This window comes from Lysinibacillus sp. fkY74-1 (assembly GCF_053165895.1).
Window position 1 is genome coordinate 994,329 of record NZ_CP170173.1, and the last position, 18,332, is coordinate 1,012,660.

Annotated in this window: 18 protein-coding genes; 16 read left to right on the forward strand and 2 right to left on the reverse strand. The window is 37.5% G+C overall.

Translation table 11 applies throughout. The features are described 5' to 3' along the window. Window position 1: 1 nt before the first annotated feature. From fmt to spoVM, 9 genes are read left to right on the forward strand one after another with little or no spacing between them, the layout of a single operon-like run. Window positions 2–943 (forward strand): methionyl-tRNA formyltransferase, encoded by a 942-nt coding sequence (gene fmt, locus ACE1MS_RS04585; protein ID WP_012293208.1) that lies wholly within the window; start codon window positions 2–4, stop codon window positions 941–943. Further along, window positions 940–2,301: a 16S rRNA (cytosine(967)-C(5))-methyltransferase RsmB gene (gene rsmB, locus ACE1MS_RS04590; RefSeq protein WP_447402726.1), complete on the forward strand. Its 1,362-nt coding sequence runs from the start codon at window positions 940–942 to the stop codon at window positions 2,299–2,301. Before fmt ends, rsmB begins: the two co-directional genes overlap by 4 nt. Further along, window positions 2,301–3,443, forward strand: coding sequence for a 23S rRNA (adenine(2503)-C(2))-methyltransferase RlmN (gene rlmN / locus ACE1MS_RS04595; RefSeq protein ID WP_036214927.1), 1,143 nt, complete (start codon window positions 2,301–2,303; stop codon window positions 3,441–3,443). The genes rsmB and rlmN overlap by 1 nt, the downstream gene beginning before the upstream one ends. A 6-nt stretch (window positions 3,444–3,449) precedes the next feature. Continuing rightward, entirely contained in the window at window positions 3,450–4,199 is a 750-nt protein-coding gene (locus ACE1MS_RS04600) for a Stp1/IreP family PP2C-type Ser/Thr phosphatase (RefSeq protein ID WP_031418963.1), read from the forward strand. Window positions 4,200–4,201: 2 nt separating this feature from the next. Beyond that, a complete protein-coding gene (gene pknB, locus ACE1MS_RS04605; RefSeq protein ID WP_031418964.1) occupies window positions 4,202–6,190 on the forward strand; it encodes a Stk1 family PASTA domain-containing Ser/Thr kinase in 1,989 nt (662 codons plus the stop codon). Between the two features lie 11 nt (window positions 6,191–6,201). Further along, window positions 6,202–7,086, forward strand: coding sequence for a ribosome small subunit-dependent GTPase A (gene rsgA, locus ACE1MS_RS04610; RefSeq protein WP_012293213.1), 885 nt, complete (start codon window positions 6,202–6,204; stop codon window positions 7,084–7,086). 3 nt (window positions 7,087–7,089) lie between these two features. Beyond that, the gene (gene rpe / locus ACE1MS_RS04615) at window positions 7,090–7,758 is read left to right on the forward strand and encodes a ribulose-phosphate 3-epimerase (protein WP_012293214.1); all 669 of its coding nucleotides are present in this window, start codon (window positions 7,090–7,092) and stop codon (window positions 7,756–7,758) included. Further along, entirely contained in the window at window positions 7,755–8,408 is a 654-nt protein-coding gene (locus ACE1MS_RS04620) for a thiamine diphosphokinase (RefSeq protein WP_031418965.1), read from the forward strand. The genes rpe and ACE1MS_RS04620 overlap by 4 nt, the downstream gene beginning before the upstream one ends. An 18-nt stretch (window positions 8,409–8,426) precedes the next feature. Further along, the gene (gene spoVM, locus ACE1MS_RS04625; RefSeq protein ID WP_099805045.1) at window positions 8,427–8,528 is read left to right on the forward strand and encodes a stage V sporulation protein SpoVM; all 102 of its coding nucleotides are present in this window, start codon (window positions 8,427–8,429) and stop codon (window positions 8,526–8,528) included. Between the two features lie 119 nt (window positions 8,529–8,647). Here the strand turns inward: spoVM and rpmB are convergent, their stop codons facing one another. After that, complete coding sequence (gene rpmB / locus ACE1MS_RS04630; protein WP_004227417.1) at window positions 8,648–8,836, reverse strand: 50S ribosomal protein L28; 189 nt, start codon at window positions 8,834–8,836, stop codon at window positions 8,648–8,650. A gap of 187 nt (window positions 8,837–9,023) precedes the next feature. Next, entirely contained in the window at window positions 9,024–9,767 is a 744-nt protein-coding gene (locus ACE1MS_RS04635; protein WP_031418966.1) for an IclR family transcriptional regulator, read from the reverse strand. A 304-nt stretch (window positions 9,768–10,071) separates the two neighbouring features. Between ACE1MS_RS04635 and ACE1MS_RS04640 the strand changes: the two genes are divergently transcribed. From ACE1MS_RS04640 to sdaAB, 7 genes are all read left to right on the forward strand, one after another. Beyond that, a complete protein-coding gene (locus ACE1MS_RS04640; RefSeq protein ID WP_447402727.1) occupies window positions 10,072–10,944 on the forward strand; it encodes a dimethylarginine dimethylaminohydrolase family protein in 873 nt (290 codons plus the stop codon). 16 nt (window positions 10,945–10,960) lie between these two features. Continuing rightward, window positions 10,961–11,722, forward strand: a complete 762-nt coding sequence (locus ACE1MS_RS04645) for a dimethylarginine dimethylaminohydrolase family protein (protein WP_031418968.1) — start codon at window positions 10,961–10,963, stop codon at window positions 11,720–11,722. A gap of 110 nt (window positions 11,723–11,832) precedes the next feature. Continuing rightward, entirely contained in the window at window positions 11,833–13,260 is a 1,428-nt protein-coding gene (locus ACE1MS_RS04650; RefSeq protein ID WP_012293219.1) for an amino acid permease, read from the forward strand. 37 nt (window positions 13,261–13,297) lie between these two features. After that, window positions 13,298–14,902, forward strand: a complete 1,605-nt coding sequence (locus ACE1MS_RS04655; RefSeq protein ID WP_012293220.1) for a M20/M25/M40 family metallo-hydrolase — start codon at window positions 13,298–13,300, stop codon at window positions 14,900–14,902. A 383-nt stretch (window positions 14,903–15,285) separates the two neighbouring features. Further along, window positions 15,286–15,645: an Asp23/Gls24 family envelope stress response protein gene (locus tag ACE1MS_RS04660; RefSeq protein WP_012293221.1), complete on the forward strand. Its 360-nt coding sequence runs from the start codon at window positions 15,286–15,288 to the stop codon at window positions 15,643–15,645. 18 nt (window positions 15,646–15,663) lie between these two features. Further along, window positions 15,664–17,313, forward strand: coding sequence for a DAK2 domain-containing protein (locus ACE1MS_RS04665; protein ID WP_012293222.1), 1,650 nt, complete (start codon window positions 15,664–15,666; stop codon window positions 17,311–17,313). Between the two features lie 352 nt (window positions 17,314–17,665). Further along, complete coding sequence (sdaAB, locus tag ACE1MS_RS04670) at window positions 17,666–18,328, forward strand: L-serine ammonia-lyase, iron-sulfur-dependent subunit beta (RefSeq protein WP_099805047.1); 663 nt, start codon at window positions 17,666–17,668, stop codon at window positions 18,326–18,328. Window positions 18,329–18,332 lie beyond the last annotated feature (4 nt).

An 18,332-nucleotide genomic window follows, 5' to 3' on the forward strand; every position in this document is an offset into this window, starting at 1 on the left:
AATGACTTCGATTATTTTTATGGGGACACCTGACTTCTCCGCACCCATTTTGCGTATGCTACATGAAGAGGGGTACGATATTAAAGCAGTGGTGACACAACCTGATCGACCTGTAGGACGTAAACGTATATTGACACCACCACCTGTTAAGGCCGCAGCATTAGAGCTAGGATTACCTATTATACAACCAGAAAAACTACGTGGATCTGAGGAACTACAACAAATTCTTTCGTTACAGCCAGATATAGTCATTACCGCTGCATTTGGACAAATATTACCGAAAGAACTTTTGGATGCTCCTTCACTTGGCTGTATTAATGTCCATGCTTCATTATTACCAAAATATCGTGGAGGCGCTCCTATACACCAAGCTATTATAGATGGTGAAAAAGAAACTGGCGTAACAATCATGTATATGGCAGAAAAGCTTGATGCCGGTGATATTATTTCACAAAGAGCTATCCCTATTGAACTAGATGATCATACGGGTAGAGTTTTTGATAAGCTAAGTATGGTTGGTCGAGATTTATTAAAGGACACACTTCCATCTATTATTAATAGAACAAATAACCGCACTGTACAAGATGAAACGCAAGTTACCTTTGCGAGCAATATTTCGAGAGAACAGGAACGTATTGATTGGACAAATGACGCCACAACTCTTTACAATCAAGTACGCGGGCTTCATCCATGGCCTGTAGCTTATACCACTTTTGAAGATGGTAATTTTAAAGTATGGTGGGCGACTATAGGCAAAAGCAAGCATGATACTATTCCTGGTACTGTTGTTGCAATTGCGAAAGACCATTTTGAAGTGGCGGCAGGCAATGGGACAACATTGGCATTATATGATGTACAACCTGCAGGTAAAAAGCGCATGACAGCTGAGGAATATTTACGTGGTACAGGTTCTAAATTACAGATTGGGGACCAATTTAAATGAGTAAAAAAAGTGTAGTTATTTGGGATGGAAATGTGCGAGACGCCGCACTATCTATTCTGTTAGCCGTTGATAAAAATCAAGCCTATAGCAATTTACTTCTCAATGAAACCATTAAACGACATAAGATAGAGGCGAAGGATCGCGCTTTATTAACAGAATTAACATATGGTACATTGCAACATAAAATGACACTTGATTATTACTTAGAGCCTTTTATCCGTGGCTCTATAGATCATTGGGTTCGTTGGTTATTACGAATATCTTTATATCAAATGCAATATTTAACGCGTATCCCAGCGCATGCTGCTGTTAATGAGGCAGTAGAAATTGCGAAGCGCCGAGGGCATCGTGGTATTGCATCGACAGTCAATGGTATTTTAAGATCTGTCTTGCGTCAAGGTGTCCCTTCTATAAATGATATAGAAAATCCTATTGAGCGTCTGGCTATTGAAACAAGTCATCCTATTTGGCTAGTACAACGTTTTGTTAATAACTATGGTTTAGAAGTAGCTACAGGTATGTTACATGAAAATAATGTACCACCTATACAAACTGTTCGTGTCAATACAACGAAGGTAACTGTTGAGCAAGCTATGGCGGAACTCGAAGAAGAAGGTTTAACAGCGAAACAAAGCGACGTTATCCCAGAATGTCTACACGTAACAAATGGTCAACCTGCCCGTACCAATGCATTTAAAGAGGGGCATATTACTATTCAAGATGAGAGTTCAATGATACCAGCCAATGTTCTAAAACCTTCCCCTGGTATGCGTGTTTTGGATATGTGTGCGGCACCAGGCGGTAAAACAACACATCTAGCTGAAATCATGAAAAATGAAGGCTCTATTTTAGCAACAGACCTTCATCCACATAAATTAGATTTAATCGACCATAATACAGAACGTCTAGGGCTAGATATTATTGAAACAGCTCCAATTGATGGACGCAAAGCTCCTGAATTTTTACAAGCTGAGTCGTATGACGCCATTTTAGTGGATGCACCATGTAGTGGACTAGGGGTTATGCGACGTAAACCTGATATTAAATATACGAAGCGAGAAGAAGATTTAGAAAATCTTCAAACAATCCAACTAGCATTACTGGATGCAGCGACAAAAGTATTGAAGGTAAAGGGTAAGCTTGTGTACAGTACATGTACAGTCGATAAGCAAGAAAATGAGGGCACAGTAAATGCCTTTTTAGCAGCGCATCCAGAAATGGAAGCGATACAACTAGAATCTTTACCAACAAAATTAGCGGAAAAGCAAGCTAATGGCATGCTTCAAGTCTTTCCACAAGACTTTGGCAGTGACGGTTTCTTCGTTGCCGCCTTTCGTAAAAAAGGAGAATCCAACTAATGGTGGATCAAAAGAAATTTAATGAACGCATCAACGATTTAGTTGAAGAAGCAGAAGAAAAGCCCGTTCGACGTGCGAAAAAGGAAAAACCAAATTTAAAAGAATCCATTTATTCTTTCCAACCACATCAATTAGAGGATTGGTTAAAGGAAAATGGAGAAAAACCTTTCCGTGCGGCACAGATTTTTGATTGGTTATATAATAAACGTGTTAAGACATTTGATGAAATGTCAAACCTTTCGAAGGGATTAAGGGACAAGCTAGCTGCAAATTTTGCATTATCTACCTTGTCAACAATTATTAAGCAAGAGTCTAAAGATGGTACCATTAAGTTTTTATTTCAATTACAGGATGGTTACTCTATAGAAACGGTATTAATGCGTCATGAATACGGAAACTCTGTTTGTGTGACAACACAGGTAGGATGCCGTATTGGCTGTACATTTTGCGCCTCAACCTTAGGTGGTTTGAAGCGACATTTATTGGCTGGGGAAATTGTAGAGCAAGTTGTAAAAGTGCAGCAAACTTTAGATGAGGTAAATGAGCGAGTATCACATATTGTTATTATGGGGATTGGTGAACCTTTCGATAACTATGATGCTATGATGAACTTCTTAAAAGTGATCAATCATGAAAAAGGGTTAAATATTGGTGCACGTCACATTACGGTATCCACATCAGGAATCGTTCCAAAAATTTATCAGTTTGCTGATGAACAATTACAAATTAACTTTGCGGTTTCTTTACATGCACCAAATCAAGAGGCTCGTCAAAAGCTTATGCCAATTGCGCGTGCCTATAAATTAGATGAGTTAATGGAAGCTGTTCGATACTATACTAAAAAAACTGGTAGACGTGTGAGTTTTGAATATGGATTAATGTCTGGTGAAAATGATTCAGTAGAAATTGCAGAGGAGCTATCTGCTTTAATTAAAGGAATTAAATGCCATGTTAACTTAATTCCTGTTAACTATGTACCAGAACGTGATTATGTTCGTACGTCTCGTAGCCAAATTTTTGCGTTTGAAAAAACCTTAAAGAAAAATGGGATAAACGTAACGATCCGCCGAGAGCAAGGTTCTGATATTGCAGCAGCGTGTGGTCAATTACGTGCGCAAGAGAGATCTGAAGAAACGAGGTGACCGGTGTTGGAATACACAGTCGAAAGTGATATTGGTTTAAAACGATCCATTAATGAAGACCGTGCTGCATTATTTAAACGTCCTGACGGGCTTGCACTAGCACTTGTGGCGGACGGCATGGGTGGTCATAATGCTGGAGATGTAGCAAGTGATATGGCAATAAAACAGATGGAGACCTTTTTTTTACAGGCAGACGCACATCATTTTGAATCAACAACATCAAAGAAAGAATGGTTATTACAAACAGTAAAGCAATTGAATAAAAATATTTATGACTATTCTTTATCACACGAAGACTGTAAAGGAATGGGCACGACGTTTATTGCAGTGTTAATAGAAGAACATCATTGTTTCATTGCACATGTTGGTGATAGTCGTGTGTATTATTTCTTTGAAGATGGTGCACAACAAATAACAAGGGATCATTCTTATGTTAATGTACTGGTTGAAAATGGAGAAATTAGTGAAGAGGAAGCTTTGACGCATCCAAAGAAAAATTTTATCTTAAAAGCTGTTGGTACAGAGGAAGCAATAGAACCAGATTTTTATGAAGTAGAGTTGGCATCAAATTCGTATTTACTCATTTGTTCAGATGGATTAAGTAATAAACTAACTGTCTATGAAATGGCTTCAATCATTACGTATCCCGAACCTATAATGGAAAAAGGACGTAAACTTGTAGAATTAGCAAATGCTAGCGGGGGAGAAGATAATATCTCCCTCGTGCTGCTAACTAAAAAGGATGAGGAGGTGTAAGAATGCTTGTAGGTAAAAGAATTAGTGACCGTTATAAGATTTTAGAACTCATTGGTGGCGGGGGTATGTCCAATGTCTATTTAGCTCATGATATGATATTAAATCGGGATGTGGCCATAAAAATATTACGCTATGATTTTTCCAATGAGGATGAATTACATCGACGTTTTCAACGTGAGGCACTGTCTGCTACAAGTCTTACACATCCTAATATTGTTAGTGTTTATGATGTAGGTGACGATGGTGATCTACACTATATTGTGATGGAATATGTTCAAGGAAAAACTTTAAAGCAGTACATACAAGAATTTGCACCAATTTCACCAGCTAGAAGTGTGCATATTATGAAGCAATTAACGTCTGCTATTGCTAATGCCCATGAAAATCATATTATTCATCGTGATATTAAACCACAAAATATTTTGATGGATGCAGAGGGTAATGTAAAAATAACTGATTTTGGAATTGCCATGACGTTAAGTGCTACATCCTTTACACAAACGAATTCTGTATTAGGGACAGTGCATTACTTATCACCAGAGCAAGCTAGGGGCGGTACAGCTACAAATCAATCTGACATATATGCACTGGGTATAGTATTGTATGAATTATTAACAGGTGAATTACCTTTTTCTGGGGAGTCAGCTGTTTCTATTGCACTTAAGCATTTACAAGCAGAAACACCTTCTGTTCGTGCTTTTGATGGAACCATTCCACAAAGCTTAGAAAATGTAGTACTTAAGGCAACAGCCAAAGCAGCTTCCCATCGCTATAATACAGTGGAAGAAATGTATGAAGATTTGGAAACCGTATTATCATCTTCCCGAATAAATGAACCAAAGTTTGTCATACCAGTGGATAATGATGCGACAAAAGCTATTCCAATTATTAAAGAGGAAGTTTTAAAGAAAGATGAAGATTTAACTAAAACAAGGGTCATTGAACCTATTGTGGACTATACATCTCCAGCTCAGGCGCAACCTAAAAAACCTGTAGAAAAACCTATTCCTGCTAAAGCAAAGAAGAAAAAGTGGCCTAAGTTTGTGGCAGGATTATTGATAGCAGTAATTATCATCTTCTTATTCTTCATATTCGCAGCAGATTTATTTAGCCCGAAAAAAATAGCTGTCCCGGATGTGACAAATTTGACTGTAGAGGATGCTACAAAAAAATTAGTGGCAGAGGGATTTGTGGTTGCTGAGGAGCACCAGGAGCGAAATCATGAAGACATTGAAAAGGGTCATGTCATTGAAACAGACCCAGAAAAAAATTCGATGCGAGCAAAAGGCTCAGAGATCGACCTAATTGTTAGTCTAGGCGTGGAGACAACGACCGTTGATAATTATGTGGGACAAAATTATAGTCAAGTAGAGGCTTTAATAAAAGGAAAGTATAAAGAAGTTAGAAAAGAGGAAGTTCCTTCTCGTGAACCTGAAGGTAGAATTATCGAGCAAAGTATTCCAGCTGATACAGAAGTGATAGCGAAAGAGGAAACAATGACCTTTAAAGTAAGTCAAGGAGTTCGAATGGTAAGGGTGGAAAGTGTTGTGAATTATACGAAAGCGGATATGGATAACTATGTCAATAGAGTGGGCCTCAATTGGCGTGTATCTCGTGAAGATTATCATGAGACGATTCCTGCTGGCAGTGTAATTTCACAATTGACAAAAGCTGGTACTATGGTGGAGGAAGGCTCTGTTATATCGGTTGTTATCAGTAAAGGACCAGCTAAAAAGCCTGAAAAACTTTTGCTTAAGCCCGTAGTCATTGAGTATAAACCTAAAGAAGAGGGTGTACCTCAAAAAGTTCGCATTGAAATTCAAGATAAAAATCATACATTTTCTGAACCAGTTACAGAGTTGGAAATTTTAAATGATACGCCTTACAATATACAGCTTGTTATTGAAGAAGGCAAAGATGCGAGTTATAGAATTATCCGTGACTCAGAAATCATCTTAGAAGAAAAAGTTAACTATAATGATGTCAATTAAGGAGGAATTGGATGGCGCAAGGCCAAATAAGAAAAGCATTAAGTGGTTATTATTATGTTTATGACGGTCATCAGCTTATTCAATGTCGAGGACGTGGGGTCTTTCGCAATCGCGGAGAATCCCCGCTTGTCGGTGATATTGTAGAATATTCTTTGGAAACAGAAGGATCGGATGGGACCATTCAAAAGATTTTAGAACGTCAAAATGAATTGGTTCGGCCACCAATTGCCAATATTGATCAAGGTATTTTAGTGTTTTCTGTAAAAGAGCCTAATTTCAATACCATATTACTCGATCGCTTTTTAGTTGTTTTAGAATCGTTCCATGTGCACCCTATTATTTGTCTAACAAAAATGGATTTGCTAGAAAATGACGAACGTACGGAATTACAGAGTTATATAACTGATTATGAAAATATGGGCTATACAGTTCTTCAAACTTACAAAGATGAAGAAGAATTGGTGGAAAGATTGCAGCCTATTTTAAAGGGAAAAACAACTGTCCTAGCAGGCCAATCTGGTGTTGGAAAATCAACATTGCTGAATACATTAATCCCCGAATTAAATTTAAAAACAGGTATTATCTCACAGAGCCTAGGGCGAGGAAAACATACAACACGTCACGTCGAATTGATTGAGGTCTGTGATGGTTTATTGGCCGATACTCCTGGATTCAGTTCGTTTGATTTTGATGAAATTGAGAAAGAAGAATTAGGCGCATGTTTTCCTGAAATAGCTAGAATGGCGGATCATTGTAAATTCAGAGGCTGTTTACACATGAAAGAGCCTAAATGTGCAGTTAAAGCGTCAGTAGAAGCAGGAGAAATTCGTGACTACCGCTATAAACATTACGAACAATTTATGCAAGAAATTATGGATCGAAAGCCGAGGTATTAAGGGATGATACAAATAGCACCATCAATTTTAGCAGCTAATTTTGCGAAATTAGGAGAAGAAGTAAAGGAAGTAGAGCAAGCGGGTGCAAAGCTAATTCATATAGATGTGATGGATGGCCATTTTGTGCCGAATATTTCATTTGGCTCAATCGTATTAGATGCTATCCGTCCATTAACAGATTTACCATTAGATGTACATTTAATGATTGAAAACCCAGATCAGTATATTGAACAGTTTGCTCAAGCTGGAGCAGACTATATTACGGTGCATGCTGAAGCATGTCGTCATTTACATCGAACAATCCAATTAATCCGTTCGTATGGTATAAAGGCGGGGGTTGTATTAAATCCACATACACCAATCGAATCTATTCAGCATGTCCTAGAAGATATCGATATGGTATTATTAATGACTGTCAATCCAGGGTTTGGCGGACAAAAATTCATTCATTCGGTTGTGCCTAAAATTGAGGCTTTATCAACACTGATTAAAGAGCGTGGGTTGGACATCGCTATTGAAATTGACGGTGGAATTACAGCAGAAACGATTGTTCCATGTGCACAGGCAGGGGCGACGATTTTTGTGGCAGGGTCAGCCATCTATAGTAAAGAGGATCGAACAGCTGCACTTCAGGAAATTTTAGCGGCTGGTGAGGCAGCGATTAAAGGATGACGACAGTCGTTGTTTGTGCAGGTGGTCCAAAACAAGAACTATGCTCGCTCACAACGCTTCAATCACAACGGGATGTAGTGTTTATTGGTGCAGATCGAGGGGCTTTGTATTTAATAGAGCAGGGTATTACGCCACATGCAATTGTTGGTGATTTTGATTCATTATCAGATGAAGAATATCAGTTGGTGTTGGCACAGACAAATGATCAGCAACGTTTTAAGGAAGAGAAAAATGAAACAGATACAGATTTAGCCTTGCTTAAAGCATTTACGTTTGCACCTCAAGAAATTATTTTGACAGGTGTTACTGGAGGGCGTTTAGATCATTACGAGGCAGCTGTTCGCTCTATTTATCGTTTACAAAAAGAGCATCCACACATTGTATTCAAGATTATTAATCATACAAATATGTTGCAATTTTTATTGCCGGGTACACATGCTATTTATGCAGATAGCCGATACCGTTACTTATCCTTCTTTGCACATGAAGAGCCTATTAAAGATGTGACATTAAGGCAAGTAAAATATGAAACAACGAAAGAAGAAATCACTTTAGGTACATCGCGATTTACAAGTAATGAAATAATAGGAACTTCAGGGTCTATATCTTTCTCAAGAGGCATATGTTTAATGATAAGAAGCATAGATTAGCGTAAGGGGGAGAGAGTCCTGAAAGTATATACGTTCCAATTGCCGAAATTTGTTAGTAGTATCACGCGCACATGTATTAACCTATTTAAAAAAGATAAGAAAGTAAAAAAATCCGACTAAAAGTAGTCGGATTTTTTCATTCTTTGCTATATGTAGATTTTTATGCAGTTAATCATTCTATAACAAAAGAAAAAAATCGATTTACGCTCAAAGCGAAATCGATTTTTTAGAAGCGTCGATTAAACGCGCTCGATTTTACCTGATTTTAATGCACGAGCAGAAACCCATACACGTTTTGGTTTACCGTCAACTAAGATACGAACTTTTTGAAGGTTAGCACCCCAAGTACGTTTGTTAGCGTTCATAGCGTGGGAACGGTTGTTACCAGTACGAGCTTTACGTCCTGTGATTACACATTGTTTTGGCATGTTGTATTCCCTCCTTACTGTTGATGCTGAAAGATTATTATATTTCAGTTCGGTATTTCACATACCATAATAATTTAACATACGATGGCGCTCAGTGCAACAGTTTTCACATAACCTTTCAAGAAAAAAACCTTTACAGGCAAAATTGGTGAACAAAAATAGATTTTCTTTGAAAGAATCAGTTCTTCTAATCTTTTCCTCGATAACCAAGTTTCAGTGAGACGCGTTTTCCAGTATTAACTAAACGTTCAATGAGTGTTTGAACGTGCTCTTGCGAAACATTGAAGCTAACGAAACCGATGCTAACTGCTCCTACGACTTCACCAAAACCATCTAAAACGGAAACGGCAATGGAAGAAGTACCAGCTGTTCGTTCTCCGTGACTAATCGCATAACCTTGTTGTCGAATTTGACGAAGCTGTTCCTCCAACTCAGGTATTTCATCTTGTGTTACTAGCTGATCTAATATTTCTTTCGAGTGTGAGGGAGACATAGAGGCAAGAATAGCTTTATTGGCTGCTCCGATATGTAGTGGTATACGAATACCCAATTGGTCATAAATACGAATCGGATTAGCAGCACTATCTATTCTTTCAATAATAATCGTATCTAAACCTGCTGGCTTACTTAAATATACACTTTCCTCAACATCTCTTGCTAATCGCTCTAACTCTGGTCGGATTTTGCTAATATAATCCATCGTATCGTAGACTTGCAAACCGAGTTCCATCCAAATGGTACCGAGTCGATAATGTTTGGTTTGTTCATCTTGCTCAATCATTCCTTGGTTAATCATCGCTTTTAAAATTCTATGTAAAGTACTTAGAGGTAAATCACATTTTGTTGAAAGCTCTGAAATGGACAAGCTACTGTCATTTGCTTCAGAAGCTAAAACCTTCGCAATAGTCATAGCTCGCTCTAATAATTGCATTTGTCCTACCTCCTTTTCTCCTATTTTATTTTTATTCTCCATCTACGTCTAGTTCCAATCTTACTGGGCCCCTGAGGTACTATGAAAAGTCAAACTTCATTCAATAAATAATTTTAAGACAAAAAGAATGGGAATTGAAAATTCCGACCAAATACAGCAGAGCCTTCTTAGTAGTTTGAGAAGAAAGTGAAAAATAAAAGTTTTCTAAATATATTGACAGTATAACATAAAACGCATATATTTTTCATATAAACTTTCCTCTTAACGGAAACGTTTTCCACTAAACGGAAAAGGAGTGAAGGGAATGCATTATTGCTCATCAATGTATACACCTTTAAAACACGTCATAGTAAAACATCCAAAAGATGCTTTCCGAAGCCAGAAACATCTTAGTGATGAATGGAAAACTTTTAACTACTTATCTGAGCCCAACTTTGAAGAAGCATTAAAGGAATATGCAGAGTTTGTTGAGATTCTTAAAAAGTATGTTGACACAATTGATTATCTACCATTGTCAGACGAGGTGGGGCTAGATTCGCTTTATGCCCATGATCCAGTAAAATTCACGCAAAAGGGTGCCATTTTATTAAAGTCTGGAAAAAAATTAAGACAGCCAGAGGCTTCCATCTACAAAGCATTTTTACAGGACAAGGGTATTTCAATAATTGGAGAACTCACTGGCGATGCAGTAGCAGATGGTGGAGACATTGTTTGGTTAGATGATCGAACACTTGCTGTCGGTAGGGGATATCGAACAAATGATGAAGCCATTCGTCAGCTAAAAGAAATGACAGCTGAAATGGTAGATGAATTTATTGTTGTCCAGCTACCACATGATTTAGGTGAAGCTGAATGCTTACATCTAATGTCTTTCATTAGTATGGTTGATAAAGATTTAGCTGTTGTACATTCCCGTTTAATGCCTGTATTTTTCCGCCAATTGCTAGTGGAAAGAGGTATTCAGTTAGTGGAAGTTCCAAAGGATGAATACGATACACTTGGCTGTAATGTGTTAGCGCTTGCACCACGAGTTTGTGTTATTCCTGAAGGAAACACGGTCACAAAACAGCAACTGATTCAAGCTGGTGCAACAGTTTTTGAATATAAAGGTCATCAAATTTCTGTGTTAGGAACAGGCGGCCCTACATGTCTGACTTGTCCAGTAATAAGAGCATAAAAGGAGAGAAAAGAATATGTTTAAAAATGTTATTGTTAAAAATCCAGGAAATAGTTTTGTAAACGGTTTAACAACTAGTGATTTAGGAAAACCAATTTTAGAAAAATTATATGAACAGCATGAAAAGTATGTAGAGGCTTTAAAAAAATGTGGGGTAGAGGTAACACAATTACCAGTAAATGAGGCATTTCCTGACTCAACATTTGTAGAGGATACGGCTGTTTTAACACCAGAATTTGCTATCATTTCAAATCCAGGGGCTGCTGCTCGTAACCGTGAAATTGAAGATATCGAACCTGCTGTAAAGCAATTCTACGATAAAATTTATTATATAAAAGGATCTGGAACGCTTGATGGAGGAGATGTATTACAGGCTGAAAAGAAATTTTATGTAGGAATTTCAGATCGTACAAATGAAGAAGGGGCTCAACAATTTAAGGAAATCGTTGAACAAGAGGGCTATGAGGCGACGATTATCCCATTAAAAGAATTCTTCCATTTAAAAACTGGTATTGCTTATGTAGGAGACAATCGTATGGTGCTAGCTGGTGAGTTCGTGGATCATCCGGCATTTGAATCCTATGAAAAAATTATCATTCCAAAGGAAGATGAATACTCTGCTAACTGTATCCAAGTCAATGATTATATTATTATTCCAGCTGGATACCCAGAAACAAATCGCAAATTACTTGACCTAGGTTATCAAACGATTGAACTAGAGATGTCCGAATTTAGAAAACATGATGGTGGCTTAAGCTGCCTATCATTACGTTTTTAAGTAGGACTGCTTAACCCAATCAATTTAAAAGAGATAAATTGATTGGGTACTTTGGTTGTTTATATATCAGAATATTCTATAAATTCACAATATATGGGAGGGTTAAATGGATGTTGGATAATGGGGATCAATTTCACAATCAACAACTAAACCGTTCGATGAAAAGTCGTCACTTATTAATGCTTTCTCTAGGGGGAGTTATCGGAACAGGGTTATTTTTAAATGTTGGCTATACCATTAATCAAGCGGGCCCAGGTGGAGCACTAATTGGCTATTTATTCGGTGGGTTAATTTTATTTATGGTCATGAATTGTCTAGGGGAATTAGCTGTTTACATGCCTGTTACCGGTTCCTTTCAAACATATGCTACACGTTTTATTAGCCCCTCAGCTGGATTTTCATTGGGCTGGATGTACTTTGTCGGGTCAGCGGCGACAGCGGGTGTTGAGTTTACAGCTGCTGGAATTTTAATGCAGCATTGGTTTCCAGATATACCTATTTGGATATGGTGTGCTGTATTTATGGTTCTTTTATTTGTCTTAAATGCTTTAACTACAAAGGGGTTTGCTGAAGCAGAATTTTGGTTTGCGAGTATTAAAGTAATCGCAGTTATTGCCTTTATCATCATAGGTGGGGCTGCTATTTTTGGCTTGATACCTTTAGCAGATCGTCCAACACCTCATTTGACAAATTTAGCACCGTCTGGCTTATTCCCAGCGGGTATTTCCATTATTTTTGTCACGATGATGAATGTTATTTTTTCTTATCAAGGGTCAGAGCTTGTGGGAATTGCAGCTGGTGAAACCGAAAATCCTGAAAAAAATATACCAAGAGCTATTCGGACAATTCTTTTTAGAATTATAGTTTTTTATATTGCTTCTATTATCGTATTATCAGCCATCTTCCCATCCTCAGAGCTTGGTCTAATGGAGAGTCCATTTGTGACGTTGATGCATATAGCTGGTGTTCCCTATGCAGCAGGTATTATGAATTTTGTTATTTTAACCGCAATCCTATCTGTCGGTAATTCATGTTTGTATGCGTCAACTCGTTTACTGTTCTCTATGTCACATGAGGGAATGGCACCAAAATTATTTGGGCGTCTTACTAAAAATAAAGTACCTCTAAATGCACTAATCTTTACGATGGCTTTCTCACTATTATCATTATTAACAAGTGTGATGGAAGCAGATGCGGTATTTGTTTTATTAATGTCGGTTGCAGGAATATCTGTCACGATTTCATGGATGGGCATTTGTGCTTCTCAATTAATGTTCCGCTATCGTTATATAAAGTCTGGTGGAAATTTGGCAGATTTAAAATTTAAAACACCATTATTTCCGTTAATACCTATATTTTGTATTTTCTTTTGCTTAGTAATTCTGATTTTTTTAGCATTTGATCCAACCCAAAGAATTGGCCTATTGTATGGCATTGGCTTTTTTATTGCCTGTATGATTTTTTATCGATTGAAATTAAAAAAAGCATCTAATGCTACTACAGACACCAAAAATGAAGAGTCATCAGATATTCGTTAAAAACCCTCTAACGAGTTCGATTTAAAGGAGAATTTTTATGGAAAATTACATGTGGAATACCCCAGAAAAACTGCGAGCACTACTATGTGAAATTGTTAGCTGGGATAGTAGAACATTGACTGAGGGGGAAAATGAATTTGCCTATAAATTGAAAAATAAACTGTTAGCGCTTCCATATTTTACTCAGCACCCTGAGTTTATCGAATTGCATGAGGCAGGTCTTGGAAGAAACGCTGTAACTGCTTTATATAAACATCCTACAGCAATCGATACAGTAGTGCTAATAAGTCATTTCGATACAGTGCATACTGAGGAATATGGTGAGTTAGAGCCTCTAGCTTTTTTCCCTGAGGAATTGACTAAAAAGCTAATGGAGCATAAATACAAAAAGGATTTACCAGAAGCCGCTAAAATTGATTTGGAATCAGGTAATTATTTGTTTGGTCGTGGCACAATGGATATGAAAATGGGACTGGCATTACACATGCAGCTAATTGAAAAGGCAAGCTTCGAGCAATGGCCCATTAATTTAATTTTAACTGCGGTCCCAGATGAAGAAGTGAATTCAGCGGGAATGAGAGCCGCGGTTGTAGAGCTTGTAAGAATACGTGAACAGTATGATTTAACGTACCAATTATTTTTAAATAGTGAACCGTCCTTTTCACAAGGACCCGCTGATACAAATGAATATATTTATTCAGGCACTATTGGTAAGATTATGCCTGCTGCTCTATTTTATGGCAAAGAAACACATGTCGGTGAGCCTTTAAAGGGAATGACAGCTAATTTTATTGCTTCTTATATGACACAGCATATGGAGTGGAATCCTCTTTTCCGCGAAACAGATTTAGGAGAGAGCACACCACTTCCGGTATCTTTACAGCTAAAAGACTTGAAAATGGAATACTCTACACAAACACCATATCGTGCTGCTGCTCTTTATAATGTATTTTTATTAAAACGTACAGCAGCAGAAGTAATGGATATATTTGAAAAGGTCGCATTCCAAGCAATGTCGGCTTGTAACGAACAGTATTTGCAAATCTGTAAACGAGAAAAAGTACAAGGTGTGGGGACAGTCAACGTATTACGATATGAAGCTCTCTTAGAACATGCCGTCCGGAAACTGGGGGCTGAAGAAGTCGATTCTATCAAATCTCAAGTTCTTAAGCAAAGTACATGGGATGACCGTGAAAAGTCAATTCGTATCGTTGATCAGCTCATGATACGTTGTCAGGAATTAGCACCAGCCACTGTTCTGTTATATGCACCACCTTATTACCCGGCTATTAATTCATCCAATCATCCACTTGTTGTAAAATCGATTGAATTAATGAAGAAAACAGCGCAAACATTCGACATTGAAGTGCAGCAAATACATTATTTTAACGGGATTTGTGATTTAAGCTATGTGAACTATACAGATGAATCAGATGAATGGTTAGCCTTCGAGCGTAATACACCTGTATGGGGGAATACGTATAATATTCCATTTAAAGAAATGACCGCATTACAAGGACCGGTTTTAAATGTAGGACCATTTGGAAAGGATGCACACCAAAAAACAGAAAGATTACATGTAGATAGTGCCTTTAAAGAAATGCCTATTATGATAGATACTCTTATAAAAAGCTTATTTTAATTAAATACAATAAAAAGTTGATGCTTTTATAGTATCAGCTTTTTTTATTTCTAGTATTGACTTGTCATGTTCATGCTGAAAAAAATCTATATTGGAAGTAAATATAAGGAGATGCTCACATAGGCATGTGTCATGGTAAGATTTTGAGATATGAGGGTAAATAAATAGGCTGTGAACTTGCTGATCGAGCGTTATATTTCATAAAACAAATTGGTGAAAATAAATTTAATTGGAAGAAGACCATTTTCGATGAATCCACAAATACGTCGATTTAAAGTCACAAAACGTTGCTACATAGCCTTTCTTTACCCCCTTAGGTTGCTTAAATTACAACGAAAGTGTTACAATATACTTTAGTCAAAAAGAGCCAAGGGGGCATTTCTATGTCAATTGAGTTAAACAATGAATTCGGCCAAATTGATATTTCAACAGATGTACTTGCACAAATTGCTGGTGGTGCTGCTGTAGAATGCTACGGGATTGTTGGCATGGCATCTAAACATCAAATTCGTGATGGTCTAACTGATATTTTACGTAAAGAAAACTTCACAAAAGGTGTTGTGATTCGACAACAAGACGACGATTTACATATTGATATGTACATTATTGTTAGTTACGGGACAAAAATTTCGGAAGTTGCTTACCAAGTACAGTCGAAAGTGAAATATACAGTAGATAAAACATTGGGTATGAGCGTAAAATCTGTCAATATCTTTGTACAGGGCGTTCGTGTAGCGAATTAAGAGGAGGAACTAAATCGAATGCAGTCTTTAGACGGTATAAAGTTTGCAGAAATGGTACAAATGGGTGCGCATCACCTATACCAAAATGCAAATTATGTAGATTCATTAAATGTTTTCCCAGTACCAGATGGTGACACAGGGACAAATATGAACTTATCGATGACATCTGGAGCAAAGGAAACGGAGCTTTCTGCTTCAGAGCATATCGGTAAAACGGCACAGGCCTTATCAAAAGGTTTATTAATGGGAGCCCGTGGAAATTCTGGTGTAATCCTATCACAATTATTCCGTGGATTTGGAAAATTCATTGAAAAAGAAGCGACAATTGATGCGAAAGGTTTTGCTAGTGCCTTCCAAGCTGGTGTAGATACAGCATATAAAGCCGTTATGAAACCTGTCGAAGGAACAATACTGACAGTTGCTCGAGAAGCGGCAAAAAAAGGTGTGGAAGTGGCAGAAACTGAAACCGATATCATTGCAGTTATGGAAGCTTTTACTGCAGAGGCAAAGGCATCATTAGATCGTACACCTGATTTATTACCTGTTTTAAAAGAGGTAGGGGTTGTCGATAGTGGTGGCCAAGGCTTATTGTTTGTCTATGAAGGATTTTTAGCTTCTTTAAAAGGCGAGCCTCTCCCAGAGAAAAATAATGCGACATTAGATGACCTAATCAATGCCGAGCATCATAGAGCTCAAGACTTTATGAACACTGAAGATATTGAATTTGGCTATTGTACAGAAATAATGGTGCGCTTAGAAGATGGGAAAGAGCCATTTAATGAGGAGCAATTCCGTCAAGAATTAAGTCCTTTAGGAGATTCGTTACTTGTTATTTCTGATGAAGAAATTGCCAAGGTTCATATCCATTCTGAGCAGCCAGGTTCTGTTTTATCAATTGGACAAAAATATGGTAGTCTGATGAAAATAAAAGTCGATAATATGCGTGAGCAACACTCAGCTATCGTTGGTGAAGAGCATAAGGCACCTATGACAACGAAAAAAATAGAGAAACATCCATATGCTATTGTAACAATTGCGATGGGCGAGGGTGTTGCAGGATTATTGCGTTCTATTGGTGCGTCTTATGTCATTGAAGGCGGGCAAACGATGAACCCCTCAACAGAAGATATCGTGAAAGCGGTACAAGAAATTGGTGCAGAAAAAGTTTTAATCCTCCCAAATAATAAAAATATTGTGATGGCTGCAGAGCAAGCTGTAGAGCTGTTAGAAATTGAAGCAGCAGTTGTCCCAACGAAGACAATTCCTCAAGGTATGGCTGCGATTTTAGCATTTAATCCAGAAGCAGCCGTTGACCTAAACAAGAAGTCGATGACTGAAGCATTTGCAAATGTAAAGACTGGTCAAGTAACTTATGCTGTGCGTGATACATCTATTGATGGTGTTGAAATCCATAAAGATGATTTTATGGCGTTAGCAGAAGGGAAAATTGTCCTTTCTACACCAGCTTTAAAAGATGCAGCTGAAAAAGTAATCATCGATTTAGTTGATGAGGATGCAGAAATTGTCACAGTTATTTATGGAGAGGATACAACTGAACAAGATGCTACAGAGCTAGTAGCATTCATTGAGAAGAACTACCCAGACGTAGAAGTTGAATTATTTGATGGAAAACAAGGGTTATATCCATATATTATTTCAGTAGAATAATTACATGCCACTTTGCTATCCCGTAAAGAAAGCAGTGCACAAAATGTGTACTGCTTTTGTTTATGCTACAAAGAAAGTGATGTCTCTGTTTAGTCGGAAACATACGTACTATTCATAGTTGAATGTACGTATCTAGAAGATATAAAAATTGGAAATATTGGAATATCAACGGTTTTTGTTGTATGTGCACAGGGTATGGACAAAGTATAACATATCTAGTTTGGCCACAAATTATAGTAGTGGTAATTTTCTGAAAGCTGACAAATTAAATACTTTACTTTTGTAGTAACTATCAAGCATGATATAAGTAAATATAAATATTATTATAGGAATAGAATAGAGGGGTGTTTGTATGAAATTTACTTCGGTTTTTGATATTATTGGACCAGTGATGATTGGGCCTTCCTCCTCTCATACGGCAGGTGCGGCTCGTATCGGACGAGTTGCAAGGGATTTATTTGGTAGACAACCTAAATGGGCGAAAATTCATTTATATGGTTCGTTCGCAGAAACGTATAGAGGGCATGGGACAGATGTTGCCATCGTTGGGGGCTTATTGAACTACGACACATTTGATGATCGTATTAAAACGGCATTTGAAGATGCAGAAAAAGCAGGATTGGTATATGAATTTATTCCAGAAACAGCTAATACTGAGCATCCAAATACGGCACGTCTAGTTATTGGAGACGATGAAGGTGAAATGTCTGTTGTCGGGATTTCTATTGGCGGCGGTAAAATAGAAGTAAGTGAAGTAAATGGCTTTAAATTACGTTTAACAGGTGGCATGCCGGCGATTCTTGTTGTACATGACGATCGTGCTGGCTGCATAGCAAACGTAGCCAATTGCTTAGCGATGCACGAGGTTAATATTGGACATATGGAAGTATCACGTATAGAACGTGGTTTAACAGCTTTAATGGTTATTGAAGTCGATCAAAATATTGAGGAAAAAGTGCTACAGCAGATTTCGTTAATTCCATATATTACAAAAGTATCTAAAATTAATAATTAAGGGG

What these genes read in the sequence shown, in the direction of transcription:
- ACE1MS_RS04655 (WP_012293220.1), top strand. Translation starts at nt 13,298, where the DNA reads ATGGAAAATTACATGTGGAATACCCCAGAAAAACTGCGAGCACTACTA.
- pknB (WP_031418964.1), top strand. Translation starts at nt 4,202, where the DNA reads ATGCTTGTAGGTAAAAGAATTAGTGACCGTTATAAGATTTTAGAACTC.
- rpe (WP_012293214.1), top strand. Translation starts at nt 7,090, where the DNA reads ATGATACAAATAGCACCATCAATTTTAGCAGCTAATTTTGCGAAATTA.
- fmt (WP_012293208.1), top strand. Translation starts at nt 2, where the DNA reads ATGACTTCGATTATTTTTATGGGGACACCTGACTTCTCCGCACCCATT.
- ACE1MS_RS04645 (WP_031418968.1), top strand. Translation starts at nt 10,961, where the DNA reads ATGTTTAAAAATGTTATTGTTAAAAATCCAGGAAATAGTTTTGTAAAC.
- ACE1MS_RS04635 (WP_031418966.1), bottom strand. Translation starts at nt 9,767, where the DNA reads ATGCAATTATTAGAGCGAGCTATGACTATTGCGAAGGTTTTAGCTTCT.
- ACE1MS_RS04640 (WP_447402727.1), top strand. Translation starts at nt 10,072, where the DNA reads ATGCATTATTGCTCATCAATGTATACACCTTTAAAACACGTCATAGTA.
- ACE1MS_RS04620 (WP_031418965.1), top strand. Translation starts at nt 7,755, where the DNA reads ATGACGACAGTCGTTGTTTGTGCAGGTGGTCCAAAACAAGAACTATGC.
- sdaAB (WP_099805047.1), top strand. Translation starts at nt 17,666, where the DNA reads ATGAAATTTACTTCGGTTTTTGATATTATTGGACCAGTGATGATTGGG.
- ACE1MS_RS04650 (WP_012293219.1), top strand. Translation starts at nt 11,833, where the DNA reads ATGTTGGATAATGGGGATCAATTTCACAATCAACAACTAAACCGTTCG.
- ACE1MS_RS04660 (WP_012293221.1), top strand. Translation starts at nt 15,286, where the DNA reads ATGTCAATTGAGTTAAACAATGAATTCGGCCAAATTGATATTTCAACA.
- rlmN (WP_036214927.1), top strand. Translation starts at nt 2,301, where the DNA reads ATGGTGGATCAAAAGAAATTTAATGAACGCATCAACGATTTAGTTGAA.
- rsmB (WP_447402726.1), top strand. Translation starts at nt 940, where the DNA reads ATGAGTAAAAAAAGTGTAGTTATTTGGGATGGAAATGTGCGAGACGCC.
- rpmB (WP_004227417.1), bottom strand. Translation starts at nt 8,836, where the DNA reads ATGCCAAAACAATGTGTAATCACAGGACGTAAAGCTCGTACTGGTAAC.
- rsgA (WP_012293213.1), top strand. Translation starts at nt 6,202, where the DNA reads ATGGCGCAAGGCCAAATAAGAAAAGCATTAAGTGGTTATTATTATGTT.
- ACE1MS_RS04665 (WP_012293222.1), top strand. Translation starts at nt 15,664, where the DNA reads ATGCAGTCTTTAGACGGTATAAAGTTTGCAGAAATGGTACAAATGGGT.